The organism is Arthrobacter sp. LAPM80 (genome assembly GCF_046736435.1).
GTDB lineage: Bacteria > Actinomycetota > Actinomycetes > Actinomycetales > Micrococcaceae > Specibacter.
On the sequence record NZ_JBCHVD010000017.1, the window covers coordinates 42,719 to 60,825 of the forward strand.

Annotated in this window: 17 protein-coding genes; 10 read left to right on the forward strand and 7 right to left on the reverse strand. The window is 60.9% G+C overall.

Features of this window, described 5'->3' with window-relative positions; all coding sequences use genetic code 11:
- Window positions 1–476: 476 nt before the first annotated feature.
- Window positions 477–1,655 (reverse strand): IS110 family transposase, encoded by a 1,179-nt coding sequence (locus AAGW05_RS15070; protein ID WP_411805371.1) that lies wholly within the window; start codon window positions 1,653–1,655, stop codon window positions 477–479.
- 998 nt (window positions 1,656–2,653) lie between these two features.
- On the opposite strand from AAGW05_RS15070, the gene AAGW05_RS15075 reads away from it, so the two are divergent.
- From AAGW05_RS15075 to AAGW05_RS15095, 5 genes are all read left to right on the forward strand, one after another.
- The gene (locus AAGW05_RS15075) at window positions 2,654–3,313 is read left to right on the forward strand and encodes a GntR family transcriptional regulator (protein ID WP_411805372.1); all 660 of its coding nucleotides are present in this window, start codon (window positions 2,654–2,656) and stop codon (window positions 3,311–3,313) included.
- 40 nt (window positions 3,314–3,353) lie between these two features.
- On the forward strand, window positions 3,354–4,982 hold the full coding sequence (locus AAGW05_RS15080) for a BCCT family transporter (protein WP_411805373.1): 1,629 nt from the start codon (window positions 3,354–3,356) through the stop codon (window positions 4,980–4,982).
- A gap of 2 nt (window positions 4,983–4,984) precedes the next feature.
- A complete protein-coding gene (locus tag AAGW05_RS15085; RefSeq protein WP_411805374.1) occupies window positions 4,985–6,124 on the forward strand; it encodes a mandelate racemase/muconate lactonizing enzyme family protein in 1,140 nt (379 codons plus the stop codon).
- Window positions 6,121–7,239 (forward strand): mandelate racemase/muconate lactonizing enzyme family protein, encoded by a 1,119-nt coding sequence (locus AAGW05_RS15090; protein WP_411805375.1) that lies wholly within the window; start codon window positions 6,121–6,123, stop codon window positions 7,237–7,239. The genes AAGW05_RS15085 and AAGW05_RS15090 overlap by 4 nt, the downstream gene beginning before the upstream one ends.
- Window positions 7,240–7,368: 129 nt before the next feature.
- Entirely contained in the window at window positions 7,369–7,614 is a 246-nt protein-coding gene (locus AAGW05_RS15095; RefSeq protein WP_411805376.1) for a hypothetical protein, read from the forward strand.
- A gap of 358 nt (window positions 7,615–7,972) precedes the next feature.
- On the opposite strand, the gene AAGW05_RS15100 is transcribed toward AAGW05_RS15095, so the two are convergent.
- On the reverse strand, window positions 7,973–8,560 hold the full coding sequence (locus AAGW05_RS15100; RefSeq protein WP_411805377.1) for a recombinase family protein: 588 nt from the start codon (window positions 8,558–8,560) through the stop codon (window positions 7,973–7,975).
- A 156-nt stretch (window positions 8,561–8,716) separates the two neighbouring features.
- The gene (locus AAGW05_RS15105; protein ID WP_411805378.1) at window positions 8,717–8,965 is read right to left on the reverse strand and encodes a hypothetical protein; all 249 of its coding nucleotides are present in this window, start codon (window positions 8,963–8,965) and stop codon (window positions 8,717–8,719) included.
- 559 nt (window positions 8,966–9,524) lie between these two features.
- Between AAGW05_RS15105 and AAGW05_RS15110 the strand changes: the two genes are divergently transcribed.
- From AAGW05_RS15110 to AAGW05_RS15130, 5 genes are all read left to right on the forward strand, one after another.
- Window positions 9,525–9,911 carry a hypothetical protein gene (locus AAGW05_RS15110; protein ID WP_411805379.1) on the forward strand — a complete coding sequence of 129 codons (387 nt, stop codon included), beginning with the start codon at window positions 9,525–9,527 and terminating at the stop codon, window positions 9,909–9,911.
- Window positions 9,908–10,102 carry a helix-turn-helix transcriptional regulator gene (locus AAGW05_RS15115; protein WP_411805380.1) on the forward strand — a complete coding sequence of 65 codons (195 nt, stop codon included), beginning with the start codon at window positions 9,908–9,910 and terminating at the stop codon, window positions 10,100–10,102. Before AAGW05_RS15110 ends, AAGW05_RS15115 begins: the two co-directional genes overlap by 4 nt.
- A gap of 956 nt (window positions 10,103–11,058) precedes the next feature.
- Window positions 11,059–11,436, forward strand: a complete 378-nt coding sequence (locus AAGW05_RS15120; RefSeq protein WP_411805381.1) for a DUF488 domain-containing protein — start codon at window positions 11,059–11,061, stop codon at window positions 11,434–11,436.
- Window positions 11,433–13,823, forward strand: a complete 2,391-nt coding sequence (locus tag AAGW05_RS15125) for a glycoside hydrolase family 65 protein (RefSeq protein WP_411805382.1) — start codon at window positions 11,433–11,435, stop codon at window positions 13,821–13,823. The genes AAGW05_RS15120 and AAGW05_RS15125 overlap by 4 nt, the downstream gene beginning before the upstream one ends.
- Entirely contained in the window at window positions 13,820–15,106 is a 1,287-nt protein-coding gene (locus AAGW05_RS15130; protein ID WP_411805383.1) for a beta-phosphoglucomutase family hydrolase, read from the forward strand. The genes AAGW05_RS15125 and AAGW05_RS15130 overlap by 4 nt, the downstream gene beginning before the upstream one ends.
- A 289-nt stretch (window positions 15,107–15,395) precedes the next feature.
- On the opposite strand, the gene AAGW05_RS15135 is transcribed toward AAGW05_RS15130, so the two are convergent.
- From AAGW05_RS15135 to tal, 4 genes are all read right to left on the reverse strand, one after another.
- On the reverse strand, window positions 15,396–15,557 hold the full coding sequence (locus AAGW05_RS15135; RefSeq protein WP_411805384.1) for a hypothetical protein: 162 nt from the start codon (window positions 15,555–15,557) through the stop codon (window positions 15,396–15,398).
- 106 nt (window positions 15,558–15,663) lie between these two features.
- Entirely contained in the window at window positions 15,664–16,386 is a 723-nt protein-coding gene (locus AAGW05_RS15140; protein WP_411805385.1) for an FAD-dependent oxidoreductase, read from the reverse strand.
- Between the two features lie 82 nt (window positions 16,387–16,468).
- Window positions 16,469–16,954, reverse strand: a complete 486-nt coding sequence (locus AAGW05_RS15145) for a PRC-barrel domain-containing protein (protein WP_411805386.1) — start codon at window positions 16,952–16,954, stop codon at window positions 16,469–16,471.
- Between the two features lie 59 nt (window positions 16,955–17,013).
- Complete coding sequence (tal, locus tag AAGW05_RS15150) at window positions 17,014–18,102, reverse strand: transaldolase (RefSeq protein ID WP_411805387.1); 1,089 nt, start codon at window positions 18,100–18,102, stop codon at window positions 17,014–17,016.
- Between the last annotated feature and the right edge of the window lie 5 nt (window positions 18,103–18,107).

An 18,107-nucleotide genomic window follows, 5' to 3' on the forward strand; every position in this document is an offset into this window, starting at 1 on the left:
AGCATCTTTACGCACTCCTTGTCCGCCCCGCGAGCTTTCGGGTCTGCTGGCCGGCACAAAATGGGGTCGGCGCAGAAAACGGCATAAATCGTACATCAGGTTCAAGCGGTCATCGCAACACCTTGCCAATGGACATCCCCCAGAGCCTGTCCTTAGCGGGAACATCTTTCGGAACACGGAGCCACCCCGAAGCCGATCCTCCGGTGGGCACCGCACACGCTTTGTGTGTTTCCTGTGCGTTGTGCTGTTAGTCAGCATTCCCGGCCGTATTTTGGCCTTAGCCAGATATCCCGCAAGTCGGTCCGCAACCGGACAACCCCGCCCCTGATCTGCGTCGTTACCAACGCTGGCTGCCGACCGTCCCGTTTCACCCGTTCGGTGGTCCGTCCGGTGATGGTGCGTGTTACGGGGTACTGTTCCCATGAACCCCCACGCCAGTAGTTTTGGCTTGGCGCCAACGGCTGGTCCCGTGGAGGTCAGGCTCCGGTATAGACGGCTCCGTCGCGGAGCATGGCCCACAGGACATTCAGGCGGCGCCGGGAGAGGGACAAGATCGCTTGAATGTGAGTCTTTCCCTCGAGGCGTTTGCGGTCGTAGTAGGTCCGTGATGCTGTGCAGCTCTTCAAACTCGACATTGAAGACATGTAGAAGACTCGTAGGAGCCGGCGGTCGTAGCGTCGTGGGCGGTGATGATTGCCCGATATTCGTCCTGAGTCCCTGGGCGCCGGTGCAAGCCCGGCAACACCCGCCAAGCGGTCAGCGCTCTCAAAGATCGACAGGTCTCCGCCCGTTGCCCCCAAGAACTCGGCACTGAGCACGGGTCCGAACCCCGGCATACTCAACAGCACTTTCGCGTGTGCGTGTTGGGCCAGCATTTGCCCAATGAGTACATCCAGTTCCTTCAGCGCTACTTCTAGGTCCATCACGTCCTGAGCGAGGGCTTGGACCATCCGTTCCCCGATGCGTTGCGCTGGCACCGTGGTGACCTGCGCCTTCGCGGCGTCGATGGCCGCTTGGGCGATGGCAGCGGAAGATCTGGCGCCGTGCTTCTTGAGCCAGGTGCGAATCCTGCTCTGCCCTGCCTTACGTATCCCGTCCGGGGTGCAATACCTCGTCAAGAGGAGCAGTGCAGCCTTGGAACGGCTGTAATCAAAAGATCTTTCAAGAGCGGGAAAGAACTCCAACAGCTGGGCCCTGAGCTGGCTGATAGCCCGGACCCGGTCAGCGGCCTTATCAGCCCGCCGCGCGGTAAGAATTCTTAACCCAACACTCGTCTCATCCCCGGTACGCAACGGCTGCAGATCACGGCGCATCCTGGCCAGATCAGCAATCACGGCCGCGTCTTTCGCGTCGGTCTTTCCGTCACCGCGGTACAACTTCGAGGCGTGATGGACCGTTCTGCCAGGAATGTAGAGCAGTACCTGCTCATGATTGAGTAATAACGCGATCAGCAGCGCCGATCCGCCATGGTTTAGATCCGTCGCCCACGTCAGGGAAGAACCGTCACTGAGTTTCACAACATCGGCAATCACCCCCCGCAGTTCCACCTCGTCGTTGGCCACTTTCCGGGACAACAGGCGGGTCCCTTCAGTATCAATGACCACACAGTGGTGATGAGCTTTGCCGGCATCAATTCCGGCCCATATCTGCGGCATTGCCGCCTCCAATCGTCTCGCCAATAGGTGCACCCTGCGGATAACCACGCCGTCAGGTCCTTATACAGCGATCACCATGTCGCGTCTCTCATTCAGCGGTCGAGTCATCCAGGTGGGAGCGGGCGGCCAATCCTTCGAAGCCATAACAGATCGTCCGGCACAGCAACCACAGCCATACCCGCTCCCCGGGTAGCAACGACACTACAATTGCCGCGGAACCACCCACCAACAACATAAGGACAGCAACCAAAAAACGCGCAGACGTAGAAAGAGTCGGCCGCGTAGCGGTCGGCCAATAGCGGGGTGGGAGCTTGCGAGTACCCCGCCTCCTTCAACCCCGACTCCCCCGCGGATCTTCACCACCACCAGGCACAAAGAAAGGGCCAGCCAATTGGCCGGCCCTTTGTTTGTGTACGTTGCCTGTCGTATGCCCCGTGAAGCTAAGTTGTGGGGTTCACTCATTCGATCTTCTGGGCCGGGTGCCATTCAAGTGCAGAATTGCCGTCTCTGTCGGCAATTCTCATCAAGCCAAAGCTGCGTGTGTAGGCCACAGCCTGTCCCCTACGACCATCACCATGACGTCTGGCTCTGCCCACATTGAGAACCGATGCCATGGCCCAGCCCCTGGCTCGGGGTGATCGGCCATGGCGGCGTCCAGCGCAAGCATGAATGCGACTGAATCGGGATCAAACTTATTCACCCTGTAATTCTGCACTTGCGGTACGACATTCGGCATTGGGGACCACGGTCACACCCTTAGCGCCAACCACTGTACCGATGGTCCGCCCCATTGAGCCGTGCGAGTCCGCATTAACCATTTTCAGCACTGGGCCACGAGCACACAACCGGCCGCTGAACGATGGGCAACTGCCCATATCAGGAAGGGCTCTGAAACGCGGGGGCTCGAAAGTTTACGAAGGGAAAATTGTCCTGGAAATGTAAGAAAAATCACTTGTGGTAGACTGTCGACAATCGACTATTGATTAGGGAGTTGGATTGTGGCCAAATTGGAACGAATCTCTATGAAGGATCGGCTCGCCGCGGAGCTTCGCCGGAAGGTTCTCTCCGGCGCCCTTCCTCCTCATTTCCGCCTTACGGAGCAGGACCTGGCGGACGAGTACGGTGTCAGCCGTGCGGTGGTGCGGGAAACCATGTTGGTGCTGGAACTGCAGGGACTCATAGTCTCTACGCCGTACAAGGGTTCCGAGGTGGCCTCAATTTCCCGTACCGAGGTATCTGAGCTGCTCCTCCCCATACGCATTCACATTGAGCAGTACGCACTCAAGGAGGGCATGCCGCTGTTCGACGCGGACACGTTTGAATCCTTTGAACGCGTACTGGTCGCAATGGAACAAGCGATTCACCACGAAGACATCGAAGCTTTCAATGAGGCCGACATGCAGTTCCACGCGATCATTGTCGACGCCTGTCCGATCGACTCCGCGCGAGGCATTTGGGATTCCATCCATCCGCGCATAAGGATGCATTTCGCGCTCCAAACAGGACGTACCGGCGCCCTCGCGGAATTCCTCGACGACCACCGGCGACTTGTTGACGTGTTTCGAACGGGAGACGTGCCTGCCAGCGTCGCCGCCATCGAATCCCACATCACCGAAACGAATACACCCCATCTGAGATTGCTCGATGAAAACCACTAGCAACACCCCCAAAAAGAATTTCACTGACAAAGGAGCCAGGATGATTCAGACAGAGGCCGCCACCACGGCGCAAAGCAGCATTCAACCACCGAAACCTCGCATCGATAAAGTGCTCGTCATTGGTGCGATCATAGTTGTTGCCATTGTCGTGACCGCCCTTCTACTGTGGCCCAGCCAGTCGCAGTCCTCAGCAAGCGCCCTGTTCGACGGCTCCACTAGGATTTTCGGGGCGCCCGTTCAGGTCCTCGGATTGGGGTGCTTCCTGCTGGCAGTCCTCCTGGCCGTCTCCAAGTTCGGACGCATCAAGCTCGGCGAAGGCAAGCCCGCGTATTCAACTTCCAGCTGGCTTTTCATGTTCATTGCCGCAGGACTGGGATCAGCCACCATGTACTGGGCCTTCATGGAATGGGCATACTACTTCCAGACACCCGGACTGAATATCCAACCGGAATCCCGCGAGGCCCTGGATGTGAGCATGTCCTACACCTTCTTCCACTGGGGTCCCATCCCGTGGGCCATGTACGTCGTCGCTGGAATTTCAATGGCCTACTACTTCCACGTCCGGAAGGGCAAGCGCCTCAGCTACGCGGGCAACATCGAGGCTGTGACCAAGAAGGTCAAGGCCGACGGCGTCGGCGGGCGCATCATTGACCTCTTGTTCCTCTTCGGCACCTTTGGCGGGTTGATCCTCACCGTGACCGTGACGGTCAACACCGTCTCCGCCGGAGTCGCCGGGCTCCTAGGCATTGAGAACGCATTCTGGCTAAAGGCCCTCATTCTCGCCGTGTCCACCGTCCTATACGGACTGAGTTCCTTCGTTGGTATCGACAAGGGATTGCAGAAACTGGCCAAAACCGCGATCGTGGCTGCCTTCGTCTTTGCCGCCGTGGTGTTCCTGATTGGCCCGTCCGAATTCATCATGGACAACATCGTGAACGCCGCCGGTTTGGAGGCACAAAACTTCGTGCATATGAGCCTGTTCACCGACCCGAACGGTGGGGGCTCGTTCTCACGGGATTGGACGGTCTTCTACTGGCTTTACTGGATTTCCTACCTGCCCGGGGTAGCCATCTTCATCACCCGCGTATCGAAGGGACGCACCATCCGACAGACCGTCCTTGGCCTGATGGTGGGCGGATGCGCAGGCACCATGTTCTTCTTCGGCATTCTCTCCAGTTACGCCATCCACCAGATGAACCACGGGACCGTCAACGCCCCACAGGTCCTGGCTGGCAAGGGCGGAGACACCGCCGTTGCCGATCTTCTGAACACCCTGCCCTTCGGTGGGTTCTTCTCCATCGTGTACTTCCTGATCATGTTAGTTTTCCTCGCCTCGCACATGGACGCCACCTCGTTCACCGTCGCTGCCGTCAGCACCCGCAACCTGCCGCACGGGACCGATCCGGCACGCAGTCTGCGACTGTTCTGGGTTGTCATGTTGGCTGCCGTTCCGATGGCCATGCTGGCCATCAACGCCGACCTGGGCACGCTGAAGACCGGACTGACCTTGACGGCAGTGCCATTCCTCTTCTTGCTGGTCGTGCAAGTCTGGGGACTGATCCGCTGGCTGCGGGAAGACTCAAACCGCATCGACATGAAAACAGGCCTGCTGATCCCTGTCAATGCCAAACAGTCGGAAGTTACAGTGACCCCGAAGGGATTAGTCTGACCATGAAAATCATCGACATCGAGGCAATCTGGTTGCGAGTCCCCTCGTTCAGTGAAAAGTGCGAATGGGGTGAAGACGCCTTTCTTGTCAAGGTCCACACCGACACCGGGCTGACTGGAATTGGCGAATCCGACAGTGCCCCTGCCGTGCTCAAGGCTATGGTTGAGACTCCCTCGTCGCATTCGACAAGTCGCGGACTGAGGGAAATCCTGCTGGGGGAAAACCCCCTGGACATTGACCGGCTATGGCGCAAGATGTACCACGAGTCCTCCTACATGGGTCGGCGCGGGGCAGCCATCCATGCCATCAGCGCGATCGACATCGCCTTGTGGGATATCTCGTCCCAGCACTACGGTGTGCCGATCCATACACTCCTGGGCGGCAAGGTCCGTGATGAGATTGCCGCCTACGGCACCTTCATTCCCAAGGACAGCCCTAGGGACAATGCGAATCTTGTCGAAGGGCTTCTCGATTCAGGATTCACCGCCCTAAAGTTGGGTGGAGGACTGTTCGGCGCCGACCCGGACCATGACCATGAGGTCATGCGGGTGGTCCGAGACACCGCAGGCGAGGATACCGGGCTCGCCATCGACCTGGTGTACCAGTGGAAGAACTACCGCTACGCCAAAACCCAGTGCGAACGGATGACAGAATTCAACCTGGACTGGATCGAGGAGCCGCTGCCCAGCGACGACCATCTGGGCCTGCGCCGTTTGGCGGAAAACTCAGGGACCCGGATATCCGGCGGCGAAGGCCTCTCCACCGTGGCAGAATTTTCCGAATTCATCCGCGAATCACGCCCGGACATCATCCAACCCGACATCACCCGTTGCGGTGGCATCACGGAGATGCGAAAAATCCACGGCATCGCCACAAGCTTTAGCACCGAACTGGTCCCCCATGGCTTCAGCACCGGCATCCTCATGGCCGCCACCGTGCAGTTTTTAGCCAGCATCCCCGGCGGAGAACTCATCGAATTCTCCCAAAGCACCAGTCCCCTATCCCTTGACCTTGTCACCAATCCCATCACCCTGGTCGACGGCAAGGTCCCGGTATCGGATGTCCCCGGTCTGAACGTTGAACTTGATGAGGACCTTATTGCGAAATATCGGGTGGAAATGTCCGTGGGAAGCCCCGTATGAAATCCCTGCGGATCGACTCAGTGGACGTGTTTGTCCTAACAAATCCCGAGGCGAGGTACAGGACCTCTGCCCACTACGACGAACTGCAGATCACCAACACGGTGGTGCGCATCAACGCAGGCGACACGTTCGGCGTCGGAGGGGCCATCTCCTGGACCGAAGGTGGAGTGGACACGTCCTTGGGGAGGGCCATCGAACATGTTGGAAGCTCCCTCATCGGCCAGAACGCACTCAACCGGGGATTCCTCCACGAGATGATGTCCAACAGGTGTGCCTCCATGCTGCCTTTTTCCCTAGCGCCCCTGGACATCGCGTTGTGGGACCTAGCCGGCAAGACCTTTGATGCACCACTGTATCAACTCCTGGGTGGCCACCGCGATGAAATCCCCGCCTATGCGAGCACCCCCTTCTTCGAGACCATCGAGGAATACCTGAACATGGTCGCCCAGCATCTGGACCAAGGCTACCAAGCCATCAAATTCCACACCTGGTGCTACCCCGACAAGGACCTCGAACTGGTCAACGCCGTCGCAGATAAATACGGTGATCTGGATGTCACCTGGATGCTCGATGTTGAAGGGCGCTACACCCGCCACGAAGCCCTACGGGTCGGCCGCCGGCTAGAAGAACTCGGATACACCTGGTTCGAGGCGCCCCTGCCCGACAATGATCTGGAAGGTTATCGCTGGCTTCGAAGCAAGCTGGACATCGAAATCATCCCGGCCGGGAACGAGCTGGTGACACTGGGCCTAGTTCAGGCCGGCATGTCCATGGGAAGCTGGGACCACGCCCGCATCGACGCCACCCTCGCCGGTGGAATCACCGGAGCCCAACGCATCATGTCCGCCGCACAAGCACACTCAATGAATGTCGAATTGCAGTCCTGGGGCTACACCCTCTCCCAAGCTGCAAACCTTCACCTCATGCTCGCATACCCCAATTGCCGCTACTTTGAACAAGCCATGCCATTGGAGCCAATGGAGTACGCCGCATTAGACCCGATCCGCATAGATTCCAACGGACTTGTCAGGGCATCAGACAAGCCCGGACTGGGCGTAGACCTGGACTGGGAACTCATCGAAGAACAGGCACTGGTCAAATACACGCTCCGATGACACCACCCGGAAAATCCAGGCGAATCCACTAGCCACCAAGAAATCTCATCGTAGCCAACGACGAGGAAAATGTGCACTCCGCCATTCCCAATTGAATACTTCAGAACCCACTCGACAAGGAATACCGCAATGCCTCAACCTACTCGCCAAAATCTGGAAGTCATCGTTGACCCTTCCGAAGATAAATATGCTCTCTTGAACGAAGCCGAAGCAGTTCTGCGCTCGGCGATCGAAGCGCAAAGGCTCGCAGGAACGGACTCTCAGAACCTCAGAGGCATCATGGTGACACGTCACGACTCCAACCGATACACGCTCCGACTCGACGAAACCGTGCCTTATGGCGAGAGCCGGGAGACAACGCTCTACCGCGCTTAAAGAACTTTAGGGCTATCCCCGGGCTGCCGAAGGTGTGAACTGCCCGTTGCATTGATAGCTACCCCGCCTATCGGGGTAGCTATCAATGAAACGGGGGGGGTAGTAACTGAACAGGATTGAACGCTAGCTCTGTGATTCTGGTTGGGGTGTACCCAAACACACGTCAGGCATGATGCCTTCCAACCCGTCAGAATGAAGTCCTTTTCAATTTATTGACAGGTGTTGTCGCGGGTCTCGGATCTCATACTGACGGTTTCAATCCTGGTGTACTGTAAGCGGTCAGCGTCAGGAATGTACCCGGTTCAACAGCCTCAACCGGCTCCTGCAGCGGGATCGGGCGCATCTCCATCACCGTCGTTCATAAGCTGAAATCGGCGTACTTACCGCTGCCGTTTAGTGCTGCGTACAGCGTCTGCCGCGAGACGCCAAGGTCCCGGGCCACCTTGGCTTTGGGTACGCCCTGGGCGATCCGCTCGCGTGCGAGCTGGATCTGTTCCGGTGCAAGCTTCGGGACCCGGTCGTAGACACCGTTCCTCTTGGCAATGGCAATGCCCTCGGCCTGACGCTCACGGATGGTCTTGCGCTCCAACTGCGCAATGGCGGCCAGCACCGTGAGCATGAACTCCCCCTGCGGTGTATCAGTGTTCAGGGCCGGGTTGTCGATGAACTCCAAGGCAACGCCCTTGATATTGAGCTGCTCCACGAGAGCGAGAAGGTCTGTCGTGGACCGTGCCAAACGGTCAGGTGACTTCACCCGGACCGTATCCCCATCACGAACGTAAATGAGCATCTCCTGGAGCAGTGCCCGGTCGTCAGTGTTCTTACCGCTGACCTTCTCGGAGAACAGCCTGTCGACGGGGCCGAGTGCTTCGAGTTGCCGTGCCTCGTTCTGGTCGGCGGCGCTGACCCGCACGTAACCCACCACCTGCCCCTTGTGTCCAGCCATACTTTAGACCCTCCGTCAGTTATGTCTAACCATAGCCGAACCAGACCATGATAGACGGAACTCCGTAGCGGTCTCGACCTGTTCTCTCGGGTACACCCCAAACCGACATACGGAGCTACCGTTCATTTCTGTTCCTTTACTGCCAAGACCCCGTTGCTATCCGGCCAGCCGTGCGTCAATGGCGCCGACTTCCGTCATGGCCAGTCCGATGACTGCATTAGGTGACACGAACCCAAGATTGGGCATCGGGTCCGGAGTGTAGATCGCTTCTGTTGAGGCGCCAGCCCACCCGGGGTCAACGGCGGCAACACTCGTCGGCTCGCCCATCCGTGACCGGACGTCCGGGTTACGGACCGGTGGCAGCTTCGATGCAGGTGACGGGTGGGTTCCTGCTGCAGTTGACACAGGGGCATTGCGCCGACAGGCCGAACGAGGACTATCCAACTCGCGTGGGGTGTCGAATTCCTCCGGGATGCGATGGCGGTCTACGCATCGCTGGATCTCAACTGCCAGCTCACCGTCGTCCTGTTCGACTGCATTCGTTGCGTTCCGAAGGAGCTCTATATGTATAGAGTATCGTACTTTATGTATAGGTTACTATACTTTTAGTAAAGTATCATTTACAATGATGATATGAGAGTTGCACCGTCAATACCGTCCATGTCGCGGACACACCTTACTCGTCCGCAGCCGCCAACGCGCCCAGTGCACTGCTGTTCCGACTCCTGATGCTTCGCACGGCGCTTCTTTGGACTGCAGCACGGGCATCCAGCCTCGTTTCACCGCAGGCCGCAGCTACGCGCGTGATCACCATGACCCTAGTTGGTGTGCTGCTCGGTGCGCTCTACCTCCGGCGTGAACGCGTCCGCCAGCTGATCACGCTCACTGGCTGACCGATAATATCCCTCCTGGTCTTCCCTACTCGTGATGGCCAGTTGCAACAACCGCTATGAACAGGAGAGAAATGAAACCCCAATTTCGCAAGCGCTATGCCGTGAGGTTCGCCATCGGCATGGTGAGCTACATGATTCTGCTAACAATTGCCTTGCTTATCACCCATACCGTAGCCGAGGGTCCGGAACGCGTTCTCTTGGGACTCATCCCCATCCCGGCAGTCCTCTTCCTTGCCTGGTCGGCCATTCAATTCAGTCGAGAAGCCGACGAGTTCGCCAGACGCCAACTCACCGAATCATTGGCAATCGGATTCTCTGCAGGGTCGGCCCTTGTCCTCAGCTATGGCCTCCTAGACAGTTTCGGTGCACCCACACTGTCCTGGATATGGGCGTTCGCAACCTACGGGGTGTGCTGGGCCATCGGCTCCGTAGTCGTCAATCAGAGGTACCGCCCATGAAGAACCGCCTTCGCGTGCTGCGCGCCGAACACGATCTGACCCAAGCTGAGCTGGCGGCGAAGTTGAATGTCACTCGACAAACCGTGATCGCCATTGAAAGCGGAAAATACGACCCGAGCCTGCCCCTCGCGTTTGCGATCGCGCGGACTTTCAACCAGACGATCGAAGACATCTTCCTCCCAGAAACCTGAGCACCAAAGAAACCACCATCAGCGGATCTCAACACCCAGGCTCATTTCCGAGTTGGTGGCTATTCTGGGGTCAGGACCTTCTCACCGTCGGGCCGTAGTTCCCCTGTTGGGGAGACATGGCGGTAGAGGGTCTGGCGAGTGATACCACGTTCTGTGCACAGATCCCCAATCTTGGTTTCGGGTTGCCCCTTGCGCAGCAGGCGGAACCAGAGTCCCGCATGAACGCTCCGGCGCGGCGGGAACCGGACCTTCCCGGTCACGAGACCCTACCAGGTCAACTGGTCCATCGCGCGGATCTGCTCGTCCGCGGGGTGTGGAACATTGTTCCCGTCTGCCCATTCAAGATAGATTCCAGGAATCCGATGCACGACTCCAGCAGACACCCGTGCGCCGGGCAGCTCAGCAGCAGCGACAACTACCACATCAGCAACAGACTCTGTCTGCCGGGATCGGTCAGGCATTGCGGGCAGGCCCGCCGGAACGGATGTTCAGGTATCCAGGGACGCCAGCCGGACACTACCACCAGAGGCCATACGCATACGCCATACGCCATACTATCGAGTATCCAAACCGTTCACCCGGGTACTCCCTGGTGGACACATGACAACGGCCCCGCTGCAACGAGTTTTCACTCGCCGCATCGGGTCCGTCGTGGTTCGGCTACTGCTCACATCACTTGGACAGCTTGCGGTAGGGTCCCAGCCTGATGGAGAGGGCCGCCCTTGCGCGAGTAGACGGCGCGTGCCGCTGATGATTGCGGCACGGAACAATCGCAGAACGCCGCGATGAGGCGATGAACTCCACAGCATTCACATCCCGGATCACTTCATCGTCCCTGGGGACGCACGCTGCCTGTTGTCCTTGGCTGGCGGCGGGACAGTGGCACTGGAACAAGCTCCCTAGCCACGGGTGTCTGGAACTGCGAGACTGGTGCCGAGGCGAGGAAAGGCGGGATCATGGCAGATGTTCACAAAGTGAAGGCGGGCCGCGTCTACGAGGCCAGGGTGTATGGGGAAGGTTCCCGTGTGCTGGTGGACCGTATCTGGCCGCGCGGCCTGAGCAAGGAAAAAGCGGATCTCGATGAGTGGTGCAAGACGGTGTCCCCCTCAACACAGTTGCGCAAGTGGTACGACCACGATCCGGAACGCTTCGAAGAATTCGGCCGCCGGTACCGGACCGAACTTGAAGAGCCTGAACGCGCCGGGACCCTTGAACACCTGCGGGCCCTGGCACGGCATGGAAACCTGGTGCTGCTGACCGCCACCAGGCAGGTGGACATCAGCGAAGCCGCGGTCTTGGCTGATCTGGTCCAAAACAATCCGACGTCCCCGTGATTTCGCATCCGGCGTTTGGCTGCGAGCCGTGGTGCCTGCGCGAGACTGGTCTGGATCTGGACGTGCTGGCGCAGAGCGAGTCGGTGTTTGCGCTGTCCAACGGCCACATCGGCTGGCGGGGCAACCTGGATGAGGGCGCCCCCTACGAGCTGCCGGGTTCCTACCTCAATGGGGTCCATGAGTTGCGCCCGCTGCCATATGCGGAGGCCGGGTACGGCTATCCGGAATCGGGCCAGACCATGATCAACGTCACCAACGGGAAGCTGATCCGGCTGTTGGTCGACGACGAGCCCTTCGACGTCAGGTACGGCCGGCTTCACAGCCACGAGCGGGTCCTTGACTTCCGGGCCGGCGTGCTGCGCCGCAGCGCGCTGTGGTCCTCCCCAGCCGGGCGCACGGTCCGCATCTCATCGACCCGGTTGGTGTCACTGGCGCAGCGCTCGGTCGCGGCCATCGAGTATCAGGTGGAGGCGGTCGATGGCCCGGTTCGCCTGGTGGTCCAGTCGGAGCTGGTCGTTAACGAGCCGCTGCCCCCGGCCAACGGAGACCCCCGGGTGGCGGCCGTGCTGGAGTCTCCGCTGCGGTCAGAGATGTACGCCAGCGACGGCGCACGGGCGGAGTTGGTGCACCGCACCGAGCGCAGCGGATTGTGCGTGGCTGCGGGCATGGACCATCTGGTGGACGGCCCGGCTTCCACGCAGGTGCTGGCCGAGAGCTTCCCCGATCTGGGCCGGGTCAGCCTGACCGTCACCCTGGAGCGGGGCGATCGGCTGCGCGTGGTCAAGTTCGTCACCTATGGCTGGTCCGAGGTACGAACCCGCCAGGCGTTGCGCGACCAGGTTGACGCCGCACTGACGGGGGCGCGCCAGAGCGGCTGGGACGGATTGCTGGCCGAACAACGCACCTATCTGGATGATTTTTGGGCACGGGCAGATGTCGAGGTTGACGGCGACGCCGAGATCCAGCAGGCCGTCCGCTTCGCCCTCTTCCACGTGCTGCAGGCCGGGGCCCGGGCCGAGGGCCGCGCGATTCCGGCCAAGGGCCTGACAGGGACTGGGTATGGCGGCCATGCCTTTTGGGACACGGAAACCTTCGTGCTGCCCGTGCTGACCTACACCGTGCCAGGTGCTGCCGCCCATGCCCTTACCTGGCGGCACTCCACCCTGGGGCCGGCCCTGGAACGGGCGGCCCAGCTGGGCATGAAGGGGGCCGCCTTTCCCTGGCGCACCATCGCAGGAGCCGAATGCTCCAGTTACTGGCCGGCGGGGACGGCGGCCTTCCATGTGGGCGCGGATATCGCCGACGCCGTCGTCCGCTACCTGGGTGCCACCGGAGACGCGGACTTCGAGCGGACCTTCGGCTTGGAACTCATTGCCCAGACCGCACGGTTTTGGCGCTCCCTGGGCCACCACGATGACCAGGGCCGTTTCCGCATTGACGGGGTCACAGGACCGGACGAGTACAGTGCCGTCGCGGACAACAACACCTATACCAACTTGATGGCCCAGCACAACCTGGCCTCCGCCGTCGCCATCGCGAAGAGAAATCCGGACCGGGCCCGTGAACTGGGAATCGATGATGAGGAGATGGCGGCTTGGGGCGACGCCGCACGGGACATGATGCTCCCCTACGACGAGGTACTTGGGATCCATCCGCAGGCGGAGGGCTTCACCGCGCACCAGGAATGGGATTTCGCCGGCACCGACCCCGGACACTACCCTTTGTTGATGCACTTCCCGTATTTCGATCTCTACCGCAAGCAGGTGGTGAAGCAGGCGGACCTCGTCCTGGCCATGCACCTGCGCGGTGAGGCTTTCACCCCGGAACAGAAGGCCGCGAATTTCCGCTATTACGAACGCCTCACGGTGCGCGACTCCTCCCTGTCCGCCTGCACCCAGGCGGTCATGGCCGCCGAGGTCGGCCATCTGGGCCTAGCCTATGACTACCTGGCCGAGGCAGCCCTGATGGATCTGGACAATCTGGAGCACAACACCCGCGACGGCGTCCACATCGCTTCGCTGGCCGGCACCTGGATCGCCCTGGTCGCCGGCCTGGGCGGCATGCGCGAGCGGGACGGTTCCCTCAGCTTCGCCCCACGCCTGCCCGAGGGCCTTACCCGGCTCTGTTTCCGCCTTCTCTTTCGCGGACGGTGCCTGCAGGTCGAGACCACACCAGACGCCACCAACTACCGCTTGTTGGTCGGTGACACCCTGCAGATACTCCACTTCGGCGAGGAAGTCACCGTTATGAAAAATCCCGTATCGCACCCGACCTCGCCATCCCGGCCGCTGCCGGGCGAAGCCGGGCACCCCACCCAGCCGACAGGCCGCGAACCACTCCCCCGCCGTGAACACGGCAGGACCACCACATGGAAAGAAACGCCATGAACACTGCGCATCCGGAAACAGCCAAGGGCCGAGAACACCCACCAGTGGACCTTGTCGCCTATGATGCCTGGCTCTTTGACCTCGACGGGGTCCTGACGAAGACCGCCTCGGTGCACGCCGCCGCGTGGAAGCAGGCCTTCGACGCGTTCCTCAAAGACGAGGGTACCCGAAGCGGCCAGGTCTTCACCCAGTTCGATCCGGGCACGGACTACCAGCGCTACGTTGATGGGGAACCACGCGCGGACGGGGTGCGGAACTTCCTGGCCGCCCGCGGCATCACCGTCCCGGAGGGGACCGACGGAGATGCTGCGGACGCCCGCACGGTCCACGGACTCGGCAAACGCAAGAACGAACTGCTTCTTCAAGCCCTCAAGACCGGCGGGGTCCCAGCCTATGACGGCGCCATCGCACTCGTGAAGGTGCTGAATTTGCTGGGGATCCCCACCGCCGTCGTGTCCGCCAGCGAGAACACGGCAGCCGCGCTTGAGGCTGCCGGGATAGCCGACCTTTTCGACGCGCGCGTTGACGGTCACGTGGTGAAGGAGTGCCACCTTGCAGGCAAGCCCGCCCCTGACAGCTACCTCGAAGGGGCCCGACTGTTGGGCGTGGACCCGGCCCGAAGCGTTGTCGTCGAAGATGCCCTGGCGGGGGTGGAAGCAGGCCGGGCCGGACGTTTCGGCCTCGTGATCGGCGTCAACCACCACGACCCTGCCGGTGGCCACAGCTACGCAGACCAGCTAAGAACACACGGCGCCGATGTGGTCGTCACCGACCTGGCCGAGCTGCTGGACAGCACTGGGAATCCCCCGCCCGAACATGTTGGAGAGTCCGCTGCGACCAAGCCGGACGGAGGGGCCGGAAGCGGGGAGATGGAGTTCACGGCCACGGTTGCCTCTTCGGTCATCTTCGTCACCGAACTGGAGAGATCGGTGGGCTTCTACCGGGAGGTCTTCGCGTGCACGGTCGCCCTCCGCCATGGCAACGGTGCATTGCTGTTGGCCCCGGGCGGCTTCCAAATCTATCTGGTCGCCATCGGCAACCGCAAGGGGCACCCAACCGGCGGCATCGGCGAACACCACCTGATGTGGGCCACCGACAGCGCACAGGCACTGAATCATTTCGAGCAGCTGCTCAAGGACCGTGGCTGCTACACCTACACGCACACCGGCGGGGAGGTGACGTTCGTTGAGGGGAGGGACCCCGACGGCATCCGCGTGGTCATCGCCCACCCCAGCCCGCAGCAGCAGCCCCGCTCGGTGCTCGACGGCCGCCTCTACAACTGATTGCCGAATGTCAGTGGATGTCGGTCCAGTCCGGTGGCCCATTGGTCCTAGCTGCGTAGTCGACAAGTGGGACCTCTTTGCCATCGCTGTACACGCCTGGGCGACGACGGCCGGGGGCAGGGCAAAGCAAATTGCGGGGGCACCCTCGCAGGCATCGATCAGTTTCTGCAGGTCCTTCGGGGCAGTGAAGTCACCGCAAAGATAGGTCGTGGATTTCAGCACGGACGCTGCCGTGTCACCGGTGACGGAGGCGCTGTCGAAGGACTCCTTGACCCGCTGCCGCCACGTCTCATTCGTCCACTGCCCGCTGCCGGATCCGATCAGGTGCAGGGCGCGGCCCGGCCCGGCCCGGCTCCATCATCAGCAGCTGGCCCACAGCGGGGAGCAGCAAACGCCCGGCAAGATCCCCGCGGGCCCCGAGAATGAGGATTGTTGAGATTTGCCCGCTCATGGTGCATCTTTCAAAATATTCCGCTGGCTCCGGGCCCGGCCTGACGGGACGGGCTGATCGGTCTCTGATGGGCGACGGCTGTTCCGTCGCCTCCTGGGCCCGTTTTTTAGTAGCCGGTGAATTCTTCCGTGCGGATGTCGTCATCGTCGACGCCGGCGACGTTGAGGAGGGTGCGCATGGCGGTGACCATGCCGGCAGGGCCGCAAAGGTAGTAGATCGGCAGCGTCAGGTCCTCAATGTACCTGGCCAGCATGTCCTGGTCGATGTACCCGGTTTCCCTGGTCCACGCATGCCGGGATTTTTCGGGATCGGTCATGGTGGCCACGACGGTGACGTCGGCATTCGCCTCGGCGACTTGGTCCAGTTCGTCCAGGAAGGCCGCGTCCTCCGGACGCTTGTTCGAGTAGAACAGGAAGATCTTGTGCCCGCTCGCCTCATGGATCGACTCCAGGATGATGCTGCGTGCGGGTGTGATTCCGATTCCGCCTGTGAGAAAGACGGCAGGCCTGGCGACCTTGTTGTGCAGGGTGAAGGATCCGTAGGGGGCGTCAAGTTCCACCTCCGTCCCGATCGGCATGTCCTTGAGCACACGTTTGAAGGCCGTGTCTCTCATGCGGGTCGTGCACATCAGGTTCGGCTCGTAGGGGGCGCTGGAGAGGGTGAATCCGCGGGTGTTTCCCTCGGCATCGGTCTCCGCCGGGTCGATCAGGGTGTAGTCGGCGAATTGTCCGGCCTTGTAGGTGAAACCGTCGGGCTTTTCGAACTGGAACAACATGGTCCCTTCGGCTGCTTTTTCCTTCTTCACGAGCCTGGTGCGTGGCAGTGACATGGTGGAACCCCTTTTCCGGTGATCTCGGTGGATGAAGATGCTTGTTGACTGTGCCTGCCGGGTGCGGCGGTGGACGGTTCCCTCACGGTGACCGTTCCGCATCGGGGCGCGGTGCGGACTCACTGCCAAACAACGAAACTTTGAAGGGAAAGCCGGGGTATGTGTCGCCGGCTACCCAGTAGGGCGTATAGCCGTAGTAGCCGTACGAGTCTTGGTGGTAGGTCCGGGTGGTGACCAGTTCGGGGTCGTACGGCGGCGCGCCCGCCACCCGCTCACGGCTTTGGTCGATGTGGACCTCGTTCATGGTGATCTGCGTGATGGCATCCACGGGAATGAAGGACTTTCTCTCCCCCATTCCCAGGAACCCGCCGGATTCCACCACCAGGAAACGGACCGTGTTTCCACGCGGATCGATCAGCAGGTCATGCACCTTCCCGATGTCGTTGCCGTCCTTGTCCCTCACGGTGTAGCTGCGGATGTCCTCGTCCCCCAGTTTGATGGTTTCTCCCATGTCGCTGAGTTTCATGAGAGTGTCGTTTTTGTCGCTGGTTTCGTCGTTGCTTGCCATGGTTCATCCTCCCGCACTTGGTGTCCCCGCTGTGCGTGCATCCACCGCGGGCTGGGTTTCTAATGGCCGCTGGTGGCGAGTTTGTCGCCCTTGGTGCCGATGCTGGCCAGCAGGTTCTTCCATGAGGCATCAAAGGACTGGGTCCCTTCGCTTTGGAGTTGTCCGGCGAGTTCGTCGTGGTCTATGCCGACCTCGGCGAAGGAGGCCAGGACCTGTTTCGCGGCCCGGGCCTTGGATGCCGGGAGGTCCCCCACCTCGCCGTGGCCGGCAAAGGCCACCAGCGTGGCCTCGGGCATGGTGTTAATGGTGAACGGCGCTGCCAGGGCACTGACGTACAAGGTATCGGGTGCGGCCGGGTTCTTGGTGGAGGTGCTGGCCCAGAGCAGGCGCTGGGCCCTGGCGCCCTCGTTGGCCAGCCGTCCCCAGCGTGGGGACTCCAGCAGCGTCAGGTACCGCTGGTAGGCCTGCGTTGCCACGGCGATGCCCAGCCGGTCTTGGAGGTGGCCCGGGATCCGGCCGGCGACGGCCTTGTCCCAGCGACTGACAAACACCGAGGCGACCGAGGCGACAACGGGGTTCAAGCCGGCGGCCACCCGCCGCTCGATCCCCCGAAGGAACGCTTCTGCGGCGTCCTGGTACTGGGTGGCCGAGAAGAGCAGGGTCACGTTGATGGGCACGCCGGCGAAGATGCACTCCTCGATGGCTGGCAGGCCCTCGGCCGTCCCTGGAATTTTGATGAAAATGTTCGCACGCCCCGATCTGGCGTGCAACGCCTTGGCCTGTTCCACCGTGGCTCCGGTGTCCTGGGCCAGCAGGGGGGAGACTTCCAGGGAAACCCAGCCATCGACCCCGTCGGTGCGGGCATGGACCGGGGCGAAAAGGTCCGCGGCACGCCGCAGGTCCGCCAGCGCAAGATCAAAGAAGACCTCCTCATCGGAAGCCCCCTTGCCCTTGCCAGCGGCAATGTCCTCGTCGTAGTCAGTACCGGCCTCGATGGCCTTGTCGAAAATGGCCGGGTTGGACGTCAGCCCGGTGATCGAGTCCTCGGCAATATAGCGCTCTAGTGTGCCGGAATCGAGCAGGTTCCGGGTGATGTTGTCCAGCCAGAGGCTCTGGCCGAATGCGTGAAGTCGCTGTGTGGGTTTCATTGAGT

Excerpts from the sequence above, each read along its gene's own strand:
- AAGW05_RS15070 (WP_411805371.1), bottom strand. The coding sequence starts at position 1,655 with ATGCCGCAGATATGGGCCGGAATTGATGCCGGCAAAGCTCATCACCAC.
- AAGW05_RS15080 (WP_411805373.1), top strand. The coding sequence starts at position 3,354 with ATGATTCAGACAGAGGCCGCCACCACGGCGCAAAGCAGCATTCAACCA.
- AAGW05_RS15085 (WP_411805374.1), top strand. The coding sequence starts at position 4,985 with ATGAAAATCATCGACATCGAGGCAATCTGGTTGCGAGTCCCCTCGTTC.
- AAGW05_RS15090 (WP_411805375.1), top strand. The coding sequence starts at position 6,121 with ATGAAATCCCTGCGGATCGACTCAGTGGACGTGTTTGTCCTAACAAAT.
- AAGW05_RS15095 (WP_411805376.1), top strand. The coding sequence starts at position 7,369 with ATGCCTCAACCTACTCGCCAAAATCTGGAAGTCATCGTTGACCCTTCC.
- AAGW05_RS15100 (WP_411805377.1), bottom strand. The coding sequence starts at position 8,560 with ATGGCTGGACACAAGGGGCAGGTGGTGGGTTACGTGCGGGTCAGCGCC.
- AAGW05_RS15110 (WP_411805379.1), top strand. The coding sequence starts at position 9,525 with ATGAAACCCCAATTTCGCAAGCGCTATGCCGTGAGGTTCGCCATCGGC.
- AAGW05_RS15115 (WP_411805380.1), top strand. The coding sequence starts at position 9,908 with ATGAAGAACCGCCTTCGCGTGCTGCGCGCCGAACACGATCTGACCCAA.
- AAGW05_RS15120 (WP_411805381.1), top strand. The coding sequence starts at position 11,059 with ATGGCAGATGTTCACAAAGTGAAGGCGGGCCGCGTCTACGAGGCCAGG.
- AAGW05_RS15130 (WP_411805383.1), top strand. The coding sequence starts at position 13,820 with ATGAACACTGCGCATCCGGAAACAGCCAAGGGCCGAGAACACCCACCA.
- AAGW05_RS15135 (WP_411805384.1), bottom strand. The coding sequence starts at position 15,557 with ATGAGCGGGCAAATCTCAACAATCCTCATTCTCGGGGCCCGCGGGGAT.
- AAGW05_RS15140 (WP_411805385.1), bottom strand. The coding sequence starts at position 16,386 with ATGTCACTGCCACGCACCAGGCTCGTGAAGAAGGAAAAAGCAGCCGAA.
- AAGW05_RS15145 (WP_411805386.1), bottom strand. The coding sequence starts at position 16,954 with ATGGCAAGCAACGACGAAACCAGCGACAAAAACGACACTCTCATGAAA.
- tal (WP_411805387.1), bottom strand. The coding sequence starts at position 18,102 with ATGAAACCCACACAGCGACTTCACGCATTCGGCCAGAGCCTCTGGCTG.